The sequence below is a fragment of the Pseudomonas sp. genome, from assembly GCF_050739775.1.
Lineage (GTDB): Bacteria > Pseudomonadota > Gammaproteobacteria > Pseudomonadales > Pseudomonadaceae > Aquipseudomonas.
The window spans coordinates 28,104-41,441 of record NZ_JBOICA010000040.1 but is presented as its reverse complement, the minus strand read 5'-3'; the positions used below and the strand labels follow the sequence as shown (position 1 = coordinate 41,441).

Annotated in this window: 12 protein-coding genes and 1 pseudogene; 6 read left to right on the top strand and 7 right to left on the bottom strand. The window is 61.5% G+C overall.

Translation table 11 applies throughout. The features are described from left to right. Positions 1-81 precede the first annotated feature (81 nt). A pseudogene (locus ACRESH_RS19525) lies at positions 82-240 on the bottom strand (IS5/IS1182 family transposase); the annotation flags it as partial. A gap of 352 nt (positions 241-592) precedes the next feature. On the opposite strand from ACRESH_RS19525, the gene ACRESH_RS19520 reads away from it, so the two are divergent. Together ACRESH_RS19520 and ACRESH_RS19515 are read left to right on the top strand one after the other, a co-directional pair. Further along, entirely contained in the window at positions 593-763 is a 171-nt protein-coding gene (locus tag ACRESH_RS19520; protein WP_431743513.1) for a DUF2986 domain-containing protein, read from the top strand. 237 nt (positions 764-1,000) lie between these two features. After that, positions 1,001-1,447 carry an NUDIX hydrolase gene (locus tag ACRESH_RS19515; protein WP_431743512.1) on the top strand — a complete coding sequence of 149 codons (447 nt, stop codon included), beginning with the start codon at positions 1,001-1,003 and terminating at the stop codon, positions 1,445-1,447. A 57-nt stretch (positions 1,448-1,504) separates the two neighbouring features. On the opposite strand, the gene ACRESH_RS19510 is transcribed toward ACRESH_RS19515, so the two are convergent. The 6 genes from ACRESH_RS19510 to ACRESH_RS19485 all read right to left on the bottom strand — a co-directional run bounded on the left by ACRESH_RS19510 (position 1,505) and on the right by ACRESH_RS19485 (position 7,773). After that, positions 1,505-2,569: a lipocalin-like domain-containing protein gene (locus ACRESH_RS19510; RefSeq protein WP_431743511.1), complete on the bottom strand. Its 1,065-nt coding sequence runs from the start codon at positions 2,567-2,569 to the stop codon at positions 1,505-1,507. After that, positions 2,559-5,021: an FtsX-like permease family protein gene (locus tag ACRESH_RS19505; RefSeq protein WP_431743510.1), complete on the bottom strand. Its 2,463-nt coding sequence runs from the start codon at positions 5,019-5,021 to the stop codon at positions 2,559-2,561. The genes ACRESH_RS19510 and ACRESH_RS19505 overlap by 11 nt, the downstream gene beginning before the upstream one ends. Further along, a complete protein-coding gene (locus tag ACRESH_RS19500; protein ID WP_431743509.1) occupies positions 5,021-5,686 on the bottom strand; it encodes an ABC transporter ATP-binding protein in 666 nt (221 codons plus the stop codon). The genes ACRESH_RS19505 and ACRESH_RS19500 overlap by 1 nt, the downstream gene beginning before the upstream one ends. 83 nt (positions 5,687-5,769) lie before the next feature. Continuing rightward, positions 5,770-6,057 carry a DUF3303 domain-containing protein gene (locus ACRESH_RS19495; RefSeq protein ID WP_431743508.1) on the bottom strand — a complete coding sequence of 96 codons (288 nt, stop codon included), beginning with the start codon at positions 6,055-6,057 and terminating at the stop codon, positions 5,770-5,772. Between the two features lie 198 nt (positions 6,058-6,255). Beyond that, positions 6,256-6,897, bottom strand: coding sequence for a LysE family translocator (locus ACRESH_RS19490; protein ID WP_431743507.1), 642 nt, complete (start codon positions 6,895-6,897; stop codon positions 6,256-6,258). 99 nt (positions 6,898-6,996) lie between these two features. Next, complete coding sequence (locus tag ACRESH_RS19485; protein ID WP_431743516.1) at positions 6,997-7,773, bottom strand: MBL fold metallo-hydrolase; 777 nt, start codon at positions 7,771-7,773, stop codon at positions 6,997-6,999. A gap of 1 nt (position 7,774) precedes the next feature. On the opposite strand from ACRESH_RS19485, the gene ACRESH_RS19480 reads away from it, so the two are divergent. From ACRESH_RS19480 to ACRESH_RS19465, 4 genes are all read left to right on the top strand, one after another. Next, on the top strand, positions 7,775-8,833 hold the full coding sequence (locus tag ACRESH_RS19480) for a GlxA family transcriptional regulator (protein WP_431743506.1): 1,059 nt from the start codon (positions 7,775-7,777) through the stop codon (positions 8,831-8,833). Between the two features lie 80 nt (positions 8,834-8,913). Further along, positions 8,914-9,420, top strand: coding sequence for a GNAT family N-acetyltransferase (locus ACRESH_RS19475; protein WP_431743505.1), 507 nt, complete (start codon positions 8,914-8,916; stop codon positions 9,418-9,420). Between the two features lie 341 nt (positions 9,421-9,761). Continuing rightward, positions 9,762-11,966 carry a catalase/peroxidase HPI gene (gene katG, locus ACRESH_RS19470; protein ID WP_431743504.1) on the top strand — a complete coding sequence of 735 codons (2,205 nt, stop codon included), beginning with the start codon at positions 9,762-9,764 and terminating at the stop codon, positions 11,964-11,966. Between the two features lie 420 nt (positions 11,967-12,386). After that, complete coding sequence (locus ACRESH_RS19465) at positions 12,387-13,325, top strand: Ppx/GppA family phosphatase (RefSeq protein ID WP_431743503.1); 939 nt, start codon at positions 12,387-12,389, stop codon at positions 13,323-13,325. Positions 13,326-13,338: the final 13 nt, after the last annotated feature.

Below are 13,338 nucleotides of genomic sequence, written 5' to 3'. Positions count from 1 at the left end.
TCGGAGCGTCCGAAGCGCCCTACCGATAGCGCTACGCAGAGGAACAATGCACAGGCCGGCGCTGGAAAGGAAACTGTCGGGATGGTGTTTGTCGTCGACAGCTGTTTGTACGTTGTAGCCAACCGTTCCGGTGCCTCGGCCGCTCGTGGCCATTGAGCGTGCATCTGGGTCTGTGAGCGAGATCTGCTGGTCTGGACTTTCGTGGCGCAGCGTCTCGATTTCCTTGAGTTTCTGCATCTGGCCGTGAGCGGCCCTCCGCGAAGGGCCGCTTTGGGCCGGAAGCAGCCGCTCAGACCCGGACCATTGACGAAGGCCTACGCCTGCACCAATCAAGTGGCGCGTCTCCCCGCTCACTTCCACCAAGGCATCAGGATGGCGCTCAGATCAAGGCAAGCATGCGTTACAGATTTTCCTTCGATATACCGGAGGAAGCTGGGCTACATCCAGTGCTGGGAGCCCGATCACGAAAACGCGTGGCGCAACGATCTGGAACGACACCGGAACCGACAGCCAAACCTACCTTCGCTATGAGCGCAGGGTATGATGTCCTGGCCGTGATCGCTTCCAGAGACGGCCAGCCGAGTGGGAAAACATGAATCGTCGTAAAAAAATAAAGCAGCTATTACAGGCTCACGCCAAAAAGGCCAGTGCCAAATTGGCACCGAAAAGCAAGCCTAAATACATCAGTAAAGCTGACCGATTGAAGCTGGCGACTGAATCCAGTCCGGACTCAATTATCTCCTCTGAGAACTCATCTATATAACTTTGAGCACCACCAGACCTGGCCGCTCATGGCCGATGGTATTGAGGATGAAATGGTGGAACGTCGAGCACAGACAAAGCAAACCTGATCCTATTCAAGCAGCATCGTACTGGGGCCGCAGGCGCGGCCCACCACCAACAAGCACCACGCTAACCGCATTTGCCAGCACAAGCATTTGCCTATGTGCATCCACGAACGTGTCGTCGCGCCCCTCCACTCACAAAGGGAATTTGACTCGTGTCACAGCAACGCATTCGCGCCCTCGCCCTGTGCGTCTTTCATCATCAAGGAAAGATCCTGGTCAACCAGTTTTACGACGCTGAAACGAAGCAAACCCTGTTTCGCCCTATCGGCGGTGGCATCGAATTCGGCGAGCGAAGCATTGATGCCATTGCCAGAGAAGTGCAGGAAGAACTGGGCCAGACGATCAACGAAGTTCGCCTGCTCGGTACCCTGGAGAGCATTTTCACCTATGCCGGTAAACCAGGGCACGAGATTGTCCAGGTCTACGACGCAAGGTTCAGCGACATAAGCCTTTACCAACAGCCCTGGTTGATTGGTCACGAAAGCGATGGCGCGTCATTCAAGGCCATGTGGTGTGATGGTTCAAGCTTCACGGATACATCACCCCTGGTTCCTGAGGGGCTTCACGATCTGCTCAAGGCAGTTTCACTGTTGAAATGAGATTCTGGGGCCGTTGCACGACCCATCGCAGGCAAGCCAGCCCCCACAGGATTCGCGCTAGTACCCGGTCATTTCCAGATAGCCCCTGCCGCCCACGCTCCCGCTGATACGCACCGGCCCTTCCCAATATGGGAAGCTGGTGTGCATCCACGCTTTCGGTTCCAGTGCATCGACCTGCACATCGACACCATGGCTCGGCACCTGCACCCGCCAGCGAGTGGGCATCTCAAGTCCGTTTTCCTGCTGCGTCCAGACCAAGGCCTGGAGCTGGATCTGTTCACCATGCAGCGCCTGGGCTTGCCCTTCTGCGCTGATCCAGGTGCCTGCGCGGTAAGGCATGCCATCTGTCTCACGCACGCGAAACAGCATCAGCTTCGCACCGCTGTCCAGATGCAGGGAAAACCAGTCCCACCCCGATTGCCCGGCAGCCAGCGGCTGGCTGCTCCACTCACGGTCAAGCCAGGCGTTGCCGGTGACCGCAACCCGCTGGCCTTCGCGCTCGACCTCACCGCTGACCCGGTAAAAAGGCTGGCTGTAATAATAGGACGCTTGGCCCTTGCCGGACTTTTCGCTGTAACCCTGTGCGCCGTGCAGCACCAGCGGGCCAGCGCTGAGCAGATTCAAGCGATAAGCAAAGCCCTCGCCGCTCGCGCTCATCTGCAATTGCCCGATGTCATCGCTGCCCTGCAGCGACCAGTCATTTATCCAGGCACGGAACGGCTGGGTTTCGACCCCCGCCTGACCGATGCCACCCCGCGCCAATGTTTCGCTGGATTGATGGCCGCCGGGTCCGGTCAGTGCCGCATGCCCCATCCACAGGTTAGGGCTGCTCCAGTCGGCTGTTTCCGGACCGGTTCGCAGCGCTGAACGGAACAAGGTCCACTGCGCCCCCCACTCACGTCCCTGGCTGTCCTTGAGATTGGCGGTGACGTACCACCACTCGATGCGAAAACCATTGTGGGCACCGTGATCGAGGGGAAAGACCAGCACATGATTGCGCGTCACCTGCTCGAAGGCGCCAGCGTCCTGACCTAACCCGGCAAAACTTTTGCGTGCTGGCTCAGGCTGATCACAGCCGCCCAGCAGCAACAAAGTAATTAGCACGCAGGTTTCAGGCTTCATCGGCAAATTGCCTCAACAGTTCGCTCGGCTGGCGCCGCGCCAGTTGCCACAACGGCCAGGCGCTGGCCAGCAGGCTGGTCAACACCCCGAGCAAGGCCAGTTGCAGCAGTTGCCCGGGAAACACATGCAGCGGCAAGCGCCAGCCAAACGCCTGCACGTTGACCACTGCCACCAGGCACCAGGCGAGCAGCAACCCCAAGGGTATCGCCAGCAGCACAGTAAGGCTGCTCAACATCAGGGTTTGACCGAGCGACAGCCAGACCAGTTGTGTGCGCCGCACGCCCAGCGCCCAGAGCGGCGCCAATTGGCCCAGGCGGCTCTGGCTCAAGCTCAGCAGGCTGATGAACAACGCGATGCCAGCAACCCCGAGGGTCAGGCTGTTGAGTGCGGAGGTGGCGGCAAAGGTGCGGCTGAAGACTTCAGTCGACCAGCGCTTCAACGTGGACTGCTCGACAACGCGACTGTCGTCCAGCGCAAAGCGTTGTTGCAGTTCAGTCTTGAGTGCCGGTACACGCTCGGCAACCAGGCTCAGGCTTATAGTACTCAGGCGCGCCTCTGGCCAGTGCCTGCGTAGCCAGTCGGCGTTGACCAGCAGATGGCCCCTGGGATTGCCATAGTCGGCGTATACACCCACCACGGTCATGGCTTGCGCAGGTTCGCCAGGCAACTGCAGGCTGTCGCCCAGTTGCACGCCCAAGCGCCGGGCCAACTGTTCACTGAGCATGACCGCGCGACCGCCCGCCAGTTGTTCCCAGGCCTGCGTGCTTTGCTCCAGCAACGGCCAGCGTGTGCGGTAGCCGGGATGATCGATGATGCCTTGGACCTGTACCGGCCACTCCTGCAGCTGTAGTTCAAGACGCCAGCTTGGCAGCACCGCGGTGATTGCCGCTTGCTCGCCGAGCCAAGCGCTGATCTGCAAGGCCTGCGTGGTATCCCGGGGGGTGACATAGAGGTCGGCTGCCAGGCGCTGGTCGAGCCAGCCGGTAAAGGTCCTGCGAAAGCCCTCGGTCATGCTGCCCACGCCGACACTGGCGGCCAGGGCGAGCAGCAAGGCCATCAGCGCCAGACTCAGCGCGGGCAATTGTTGGCGACTGTCGGCGATGAACCACTGCGGCAATGGCCGACGGCAGAAGCGCGCCAGCCAGGCCAGCGCGCCATCGAGCAAGGCCGGCAACAACAGCGCTGACGCCAGCAGCAGCGCAGCAAGCAAGATGAACGCGCTGGGCAGGCTGGCGCCAAATCGCCAACAGGCGAGCGCCACCAGCAGCAAAAGCCCTGCCGCAATCGCCTGGCGTCTCAACCACGGTCCTTGGGCCAACCGCCAGGCCTGGGGTTGCGCCAGGACCAACAGCGGCAGACGCGCAGCGCGCAGCACACTGCTCACCCCCGCGAACAGGGCACCGAGCACACTCACCACGACCCCCGCCAGCCACCACCAGGCCGGCAGGCTCAACTGCCCGGCGACCTGCGCAGCATACAAGCCGCGCAAGCTGGCAGCGAAATCAGGCAGCAGCAAAGCCGCCAGTACATAACCACTGGCAACCCCGGCCAAGCCGCCGAGCAGCGCGAACACGCCCAGCTCCAAGGCCAGGCCGATCAACACGGTTTTCAAGCTGACACCACAGGCACGCAGGGTCCGAATCAGTCCACGGCGCTGCTCCAGTGCCAGGCCGATGGCGGCGTGGGCGATAAACAGCCCGACGACGAAGGCCAGCAGGCCGAGCGCCGTGAGATTGAGGTGAAAGCTGTCGGTCAGGCGCTGCAGGCCACCGTCGTCGCTGGGCGGTTGCAGTTTAAGGCGGGCGGCAACATCGGCGGGCAATGGCGCCGCATCACCCGCCAGCAGCAAGCGCGACAACTGCCCTGGTGCGTGCAGCAGCGCCTGGGCATGACCGATATCCACGACGATGACGCCCGGGGCCAATTGCGCCTTGAGGACGAAGGGAGGCAACACCTGCCCTTCACTGCTGACGGCTTGCTCCGCGGCGCTCATGCCCAGTTGCTGCAGCGTGTCGGGGCCAATCCAGGCTTGCCCTGGAGTGCCGATAAACGCCTGCAGGTCGAAGGCTTGCGCCAGGGTGCCGGCGACGCTCGTTGCCGGTGGCAGACTTAACGGTTCGATGCCAATCAGCCGGACCGTCAGCGGCTGCTCCCCGGCAATACGCAAGCGGCCTTCCACTACCGGACTTACCGACCAACCAAGCTGGCGCAATTGCAGGTACAGCGACTGGCCGAATCGCTCTGCATCGCGTGCCACCAGTTGCGCTTGCACAGGCCCCGCCAACACTGCACTGGCACGGGCGTAGTCGCTGCGCGCCTGGCTGTTCAATGCCTGGACACCGGTCCACAACGCCGTGGCCAGCCACAGCCCAGTGAAAATGCTGAAAAACTGCAAGCGATGGCGCCGCCAATGGCTCAGCAGCGCCTGCAAGGTAATCAGCAGGGAACTCATCAGGCCTTCTCGACCTGTACGCGACCGGCATGCAGGAAACAGCGCTGTTCCAGTCGCGCCGCCAGGCGGCGGCTGTGGGTCACCATCAGCAGGCTGCTACCGGCATCACTGACCAGTTGCAGCATCAGGCCCAGCACTTCATCGCTGCTGGCCTCGTCGAGGTTGCCGGTGGGTTCGTCGGCCAGCACCAGCGCAGGTCGTGCCGCCAGCGCCCGACCGATGGCGACCCGCTGTTGCTGACCGCCGGACAGTTGCTCCGGGTAACGCTGCAACAAGGCCGCCAGCCCCAGGTGTTCGCTCAGATAATCCAGCCAGCGCCGATCGCAGCGGCCGGCCAGCCTTGCCTGAAACGCCAGGTTGGCCTCCACATCCAGGCTGCTGATCAGGTTGTATTGCTGGAACACCAGACCGATGCCTTCCCGGCGCCAACGCGCCAGCGCAGACTCCGAGCGAGCGCCGAGGGGCTCGCCGTCGATCAGGATGCGTCCGCTGTCAGCGCGGTCGAGGCCAGCGAGCAGATGCAGCAAGGTACTTTTACCGCTGCCCGACTCGCCCATCAACGCCAGGCTGCTGCCCTGCGCCAGGCGCAAGTCGACGCCCTGCAGCACCGGCAACGTGCCTTGGGCGGTGATGAACGACTTGCGCAACTGTTCGACGACCAACATCAACGGCTATCCCTTACGAAACCCACCCATCGCGGACCTGCGGCTACAATTGCTCCTCTTGCCGCAGCGGCGCATGTCGAGGTTCAGGTGGCCATCTGGCTGAGCGTCGCTTGCAGCAACGGCGCGGTTTGTTCGTCCGTCATTGCCGGGTAAACCTGCAGGGTCATCAGGTCGCTCCACTCCAGGGCCCATTTGAGTACCAAGGTCAGGTCATCACTTTCGACCACTGCAAAGCCCTGGAGCTGTCCCACGGCATGCCAGCGACCGTGTACTTTCAGGTTCGGGGGTGGAGCGCCGCCGGTCTGAATGAAGCGAGCCATGGCGGCATTGCGATTTTCCGGGGTGATGGTCCAGTGAATGATAAAGAGCATGTGGCACCTCCCGATAGAGATCGGCACCTGTTCAGCACGCCCATCTGCAGGGCGCCGAGGCCACAGATGCGTGCCTGTTACCTACCCATGTTGCAGTTCGCCAACCACGCCTGAAACGAATACTTCAACCAATAGGAATAGCAGTGTTCTCAGGCTTTGCACGTTTGTAGCGGTCGCTCGCAGAACGCCGCTACCACACTATGCACCCTGCCGACGCATCGTGAGGATGGCTGTCCCGAAGAAAATGAACGTTGAACCCACTACCCGACTCACCCACAGCGAAAACCGTGGCTGAGTCAGTACGCCCTTGGCCCGGGAAGCAAGCGCGGCATACAGGCTCAAGGAAGCCAGCGACAACCCCATGAATATCGAAGTGAGTATCAGAAACTGCGGCAGCAATGCTGCACCCTGGTCAATGAACTGTGGGAACAGCGCGGAGAAAAACATCGTCGCCTTGGGGTTGGTAGCCGCGGTCAGGAAGGCCGACTTGTACAGTTTGAGGCGTGATGGCTTGCTCGCTTTGCCCTGGGCCAGGGCAGCGTCCGCCAGCATCGGACTCTTCTTGAGCAACTGCTTGGCACCCAGGTAAAACAGATAGCCAGCGCCGACAATTTTCACGGCGTTGAACAGCCATTCAGAACTGGCGAGCAAGGCGCCCAGGCCCAGCATCGCTGCTGCCGACAGGCAGAACAGTCCGCACGCATTACCCAGGGAAGACCACAGCGCGGCGCGCGGACCAAAGGCCAAGCTGTTGTTGATCGCCATCAATGTGGCAGGACCTGGACTGGCGATGGCAATCGCCGCAACCAGCACATAAGCGAGAATCGAGTGAGCATCCATTTTTCAGACTCGAGCGTAGGAAGGCGTTGCATGTTACAGGGACAACCTCGAGGATTCACGCCAAACCGAGCCCAGCTATTGGGCTCAATGTTGATTCCTCTAACTCAAGTCCAGCACCTGCCCATCGAGTGGAATCAGTAAACGCTGCGCGACACCCGCCCCGGTCGCCGCATGAGCCAGCCCATCACGGGTGACGGGACAATGACTGATGGCTTCCAGGTGGTTGGCGACAACGGTCCCCAGGCTGAGCCGGGTGAACGCAAGCACATCATCCACACCCATGATGATGTGGTTACCGACGTCGAAGCGTGCGCCACCGGCAGGCACCACGCTGACCTGAGGCTGATGCTGCAGCACGAAGTCGCGAACGGTGGGGGTCAGCAAGGTGTCGCCCGCCAAATAGAGGCTGGGCTCACCGCAAATTTCGATCAGATAGCCAACGCCATGCTCCATCAGCCTGCCGATCAGGCCCTCCCCGTGGGTGCAACGGACCGTGCGAATCCAGCCACCCAGGAACGGGCTCGGCGTCTGGTGATCATCCGGCAGCGCCTGGACGTTCAAGCCCTGCTCGACCAGATAGGGCGCGTCATGCGGCGTGCAGATGACTGGAATCTGCCGCGCCCTCAACCAGCGCTTGGCCGCCCTATCCAAGTGATCAAAGTGCCCTTTCTGGCAATGGGTGATCAGGCAGTGGGTCACCGACTCCAGCGCTTGCGCCGCTGCATCCGGCAACTCGACCAGCGGATTTCTCTGCCGTGCGCGAAACACCCGCAGCGGGGGCAGCTCGCCTTTACGCGCCAGCATCGGATCGACAAGGACGCGATAGGAGCCCAGTTCGAGAATGATCGTCGCGTTGCGAATCTGTTGAATCTTCATCATGAAACCCTCCTCAGGTGTGGCCTCATGGTGCCAATTCACAACAGCGGCCATAATGGCAGAATCAGACACAATCAATTCATTTAGTGCCATGCCCAACACACTTCAGATCGGTCTTGTGCTTTTCCCCAACTGCATGCCCGCAGGGCTGCTCGCCTTTGCCGACATGCTGCATGCGAGCAATCAGCGCAGCGGACTCGCGCTCTTTGAAACGCACTTTATCGGCGTGCAAAGCGGCCCTGTCGAATGCGCTCACAGCCTGGTCTTGCAAGCCACACACAGCATTGCCGAGTGTGCGCTCGATGCCATCCTGATACCTGGCTTCTGGGCGCAATCCGCGCACGATGTCGAGGCAACCCTGGCGGCCAATGCCGACCTGCTGACTGCCCTGGCAAGACTCGACAAGCGCTGCAAGCTGTGGAGCTACTGCACGGGGGTCTGTCTGGCAGCCGCCAGCGGGCGCCTGAATGGTCAACCGGCGACCGTCACCTGGTGGCTGGCAGACAACCTGCTCAAGCGCTACCCAAAGGTCGGCTGGCAGAGCGAGAAAAGCAGCATCTTCAACGAACGCAATGCTACTGCGAGTGGGGTCAACGGCTACCTGCCGATCGCCCAGGCGCTGATCGAACGGCAGGTTAGCGCCGACATATTCCGCGACCTCACCAAGCTGATGGTGCTCCCGCGCCCGGCACAGTCACATGACGCGTTCCAGGCCATCAGCCTGATCGAACAACCCAGTTCGCTGCTGCGGCGAATGCACGCGCTAGTAGAAAAGCTGCCCGCCGAGCAGATCACCGTGCAGAAACTCGCGCACCAGTTGGGCATGTCCGAGCGTACGCTGGCACGCAAGGTCAGGAGCGAAACAGGCGTCGCCGCGGCTAGCTACGCACGTCGTATCAAACTGGGCCAGGTCGCTGAACGCCTCACCCTGACTTCAGCCCCCGTCAGTACAATCAGTGCCGAACTCGGCTTCAGCAGCGACTCGAACATGCGCAGAATGTTCAAGGAGCTGACGGCCTTCACTCCAGCGCAATATCGACAGCGTTTCGCTCGCTATTAGTGCAAACCGCTGCTTTGGACAGGTTGCCGGAGCGCAGCTTTGAAAAAGTCATCTCGCCCCACAGCAGAGCAAAGATCAACATGAACATCACCATTCGCAATGAACAGCCCGCAGACCTCGACAGCATTGAGCGCCTGACCGAAGCCGCGTTCCGCAACGAAGAGCACTCAAGCCACACCGAGCATTTGATCGTCAATGCCCTGCGAAAAGCCAATCAGTTGAGCGTCTCATTGGTGGCGGTAGAGAACGGCGAAATCATCGGCCACGTTGCCCTTTCACCCGTCACTGTGTCGTCGGGTGCAACGCACTGGTATGGCCTGGGCCCGATCTCCGTACGGCCCGATCGTCAAGGGCAAGGTATTGGCTCGTCGTTGATAATGGCCGCGCTGGCTGAATTGCAACGCCTTGGCGGTGTGGGTTGCGTGGTATTGGGCGAGCCTGGCTACTATGGCCGCTTCGGCTTCGAAGCCCACCCCGGCCTTGAGCTGCCTGGCGTCCCCCATGAGTACTTCCAGGCGTTGTCGTTCGGCAGCGCTTTACCAACAGGTGTCGTCAAATACCACGAGGCGTTTGAAGCAACGGCTTAGCTGAAGCGCTGGGGCTGACTGAGAGAGCCACTCTATCAGCCCTCAATACTACCGCTATTAGCCCTCGCTCTTGCCCCCGTCTAGCCTATATTTATCGCTGCACTGATCCGGCCGGATGGCTTCTGGGAAGGCGGTAACAAAGCGGCTACAGCCGTCTCTCCCGCAGTGGTCCACCTGGCCGATGACGAGATTGCCGCTACGCTGAACTGTCCGTGATGGCCATCACCGATTCGTTGATCGAACCGCTGGCCTTGAACCGATGTCATTGATTTCACTCATCTCTACCCGGTTGATAAAACGGGTCGGATTGTGGGGTGAGTCCATCCAGAGGTGAAACAGTCATGTCAAACGAGTCGAAATGCCCGTTCAATCCTGCCGCTGGCGGCGGCACCAGCAACCGCGATTGGTGGCCCGACCAGCTGAACCTGAAGATCCTGCACCAGCACTCGTACCTCTCCGACCCCATGGACGAGGACTTCAACTACGCCAAGGCGTTCAAGAGCCTGGACTTTGCCGCCCTCAAGCAAGACCTGCGGGCGCTGATGACCGACTCCCAGGACTGGTGGCCCGCCGACTTCGGCCACTATGGCCCGCTGTTCATTCGCATGGCCTGGCACAGCGCCGGCACCTACCGCATCGGTGACGGCCGCGGCGGCGCCGGCTCCGGCCAGCAGCGCTTCGCTCCGCTCAACAGCTGGCCCGACAACGTCAGCCTCGACAAGGCCCGGCGCCTGCTCTGGCCGATCAAGCAGAAGTACGGCAAGAACATCTCCTGGGCCGACCTGATCGTGCTCACCGGCAACGTTGCCCTGGAATCCATGGGTTTCAAGACCTTCGGCTTTTCCGGTGGCCGCGCCGACGTCTGGGAGCCAGATGAAGCTGTGAACTGGGGTGCCGAGAGCGTCTGGCTGGGGGGCGATATCCGCTATGGCAAGGAAGCAGGCCGTGCTGCCCCTTCAGAGCGCAACCTCGATAATCCGCTGGCCGCAGTGCAGATGGGCTTGATCTACGTAAACCCAGAAGGCCCTGAAGGCAACCCGGACCCGCTTGCCGCAGGCAAAGACATTCGCGACACCTTCGGCCGCATGGCCATGAACGATGAAGAAACCGTGGCCCTGATCGCCGGCGGTCACGCCTTCGGCAAAACCCACGGCGCCGGGCCCGCTGACAACGTCGGCGCCGAACCGGAGGCCGCCGGCCTGGAGGAACAGGGTCTGGGCTGGCGCAGTAAATTCGGCAGCGGCACAGGCGCCGACGCCATCACCAGCGGCCTGGAAGTAACCTGGACCTCAACCCCCACGAAGTGGAGTAATGAATACCTGGAAAACCTCTTCGGCTTCGACTGGGAACTGACCAAGAGCCCGGCCGGCGCCCATCAGTGGAAGCCGAAGAACGGCGCAGGCACAGGCCAGATCCCCCACGCCTTTGACCCTGCGAAAAAACAGGAACCGAGGATGCTGACCACGGACCTGGCCCTGCGCTTCGACCCGATCTACGCGCCCATCGCCCAACGCTTCAAGAACAACCCCGAGCAGCTCGCCGACGCCTTCGCCCGCGCCTGGTACAAGCTCATCCACCGCGACATGGGCCCGCTGTCGCGCTATCTCGGCCCGGAAATGCCCGGTGAAGAACTGCTGTGGCAAGACCCGGTCCCTGCAGTCGAGCACGCCCTGGTCAACGACGCTGACGTCGCCGCGCTCAAGGGTAAGGTGTTGGCCTCGGGCCTGTCGGTGGCGCAACTGGTGTCCACCGCCTGGGCAGCCGCCTCGTGCTTTCGCGGTTCGGACAAGCGCGGTGGTGCCAACGGTGGCCGCCTGCGTCTGGCGCCGCAGAAAGACTGGGAAGCCAATCAGCCGGTGCAACTGGCCGCGACGCTTGGCAAGCTGCAAAGCATCCAGAACGACTTCAACGCCCAGGGCGGCGGCAAGAAAATCTCCCTGGCCGACCTGATCGTGCTGGCCGGTAACGCAGGCGTGGAGCAAGCGGCAAAAAACGCTGGCCACAACCTCAGCGTACCCTTCTCCCCAGGCTGTACCGACGCCTCGCAGGAGCAGACCGATGTGGAGTCTTTCGGTTTACTGGAACCGGTTGCCGATGGTTTTCGCAACTTCATCAAAGCCGGGGTCAAAGTCAAACCCGAGGCGCTACTGGTCGACAAGGCGCAACTGCTGAACCTCAGCGCGCCGGAGATGACCGTGTTGATCGGCGGCCTGCGGGTACTGGGCAACAATGTTGGCCAGAACCCACAGGGGGTGTTCACCAAACGGCCAGGACAGCTGACCAACGACTTCTTCCAGAACCTGCTGGACATGAGCGTGGAATGGAAGCCGACCTCCAGCGCCAACGACAGCTATGAAGCCCGCGACCGCAAGACCGGCGAGTTGAAATGGACCGGTAGCCGCGTCGACCTGGTGTTCGGCTCCCATGCCCAACTGCGCGCGCTGGCCGAGGTGTATGCCTGCGACGATGGCAAGGACAAGTTCGTCAGGGACTTCATTGCTGCCTGGAGCAAAGTGATGAACCTGGACCGTTTTGACCTGGCGTAAGAGGAACGCCGTCGTCTGACAGGGCCACAAAAAACGCCCCGACCTGGATGTTCAGGTCGGGGCGTTTTTCTTCTGATCCGTATTTTTCTACGCCATCTGCATCTGTAATGAAAACCCTGACACTCGGACAATGAAGCCCCTACAAGGCACCTTTCACGGCGTGCCTGGTCAGGTGGCTGGGTGATCTGCAGCGCCTGTTGCCTCTTTCCTGTTCAATTCGGAGTTCATATGGGCAAGCTTGCGTTTTTCGTGGTTGGCTTTCTGGTGCTGGCCATTGGTATTGGCGCGTTAGGGACGATTTCGCCGTTGTAAGACACCGACGGCGCCTGCCGGGGCTGTCATCTTCGCGTCATTGATCGGCTGGCAAGATCATCGCAAACGCTTCAGAGCGCAGACCGATGAACCTGCAAGGAACACTCGATGAAAGGCGACACCTCCCTGTTTGCAGCCATTGACCTGGGGTCCAATGCGTTTCGCATGATGATCGGCCAACCGGTCAAACGGAACCGGCAATGGGTGATCGAGGAAGTGAAGTCCTTGCGCGAGCCGGTTCGCCTGGCAGAGGGCCTGCACGGCGGCGCCCTGGATGACCTGGCGCTGGACCGAGGCTGGCAGGCACTCGCTCGCTTTGGCAAAAAGCTGCGCGGCTTCGAGCCTGGACGCGTGCGCGCAGTAGCCACCAGCACCGTGCGTGAAGCCGCTAACGCCAAGCGCTTCCTGAGCGATGCCCAGCGTCATCTGGGCTTTCCCATCGATGTTATCTCCGGCGAGGAAGAAGCCCAATTGGTGTATGCCGGTGTCAGCCATCGCATCCCTGATGCCACGACCATGCGCCTGGTGGTGGACATTGGCGGTGGTTCCACCGAGTTGATTCTGGGCCGGGGTGACCAGGCACTGCTGACCGAAAGCCTGACCATCGGCAGCGGCACCTGGAGCACGCGCTTTTTCCCCGGCGGCCGTGTTTGCGCCCAGGCCCTGCTAGCCGCCGAGCGCACCGCCACCTTGCAGTTCGAGAAAGTCGCCCGCCGCTACCGCCACCTGGGTTGGCAGCAGGCCATCGGCTCGTCGGGCACCGCTCGAATGCTGGCCAAAGTACTCAGGGCCAATGCCTTGAACGACTGTGGCGAAGGTGGCATCACCTACCGTGGCCTGTTGCGCCTGTCGGTGCTGCTGCTTGAAGCGGGGCACGTGAACAGCACCCGCCTGGGCGGCCTGCAGCCCCATCGCCAGAGCGCCCTGCCGGGCGGCCTGGCGATCATGCTGGCGGCGTTCAAGGCGTTTGGCATCACCGAGATGATGCCGTCCGAGCCGGGGTTACGGTTTGGCGTGCTGCATGGGTTGATGCTCAGCCGCGCTTGACCCAGGCAGACAA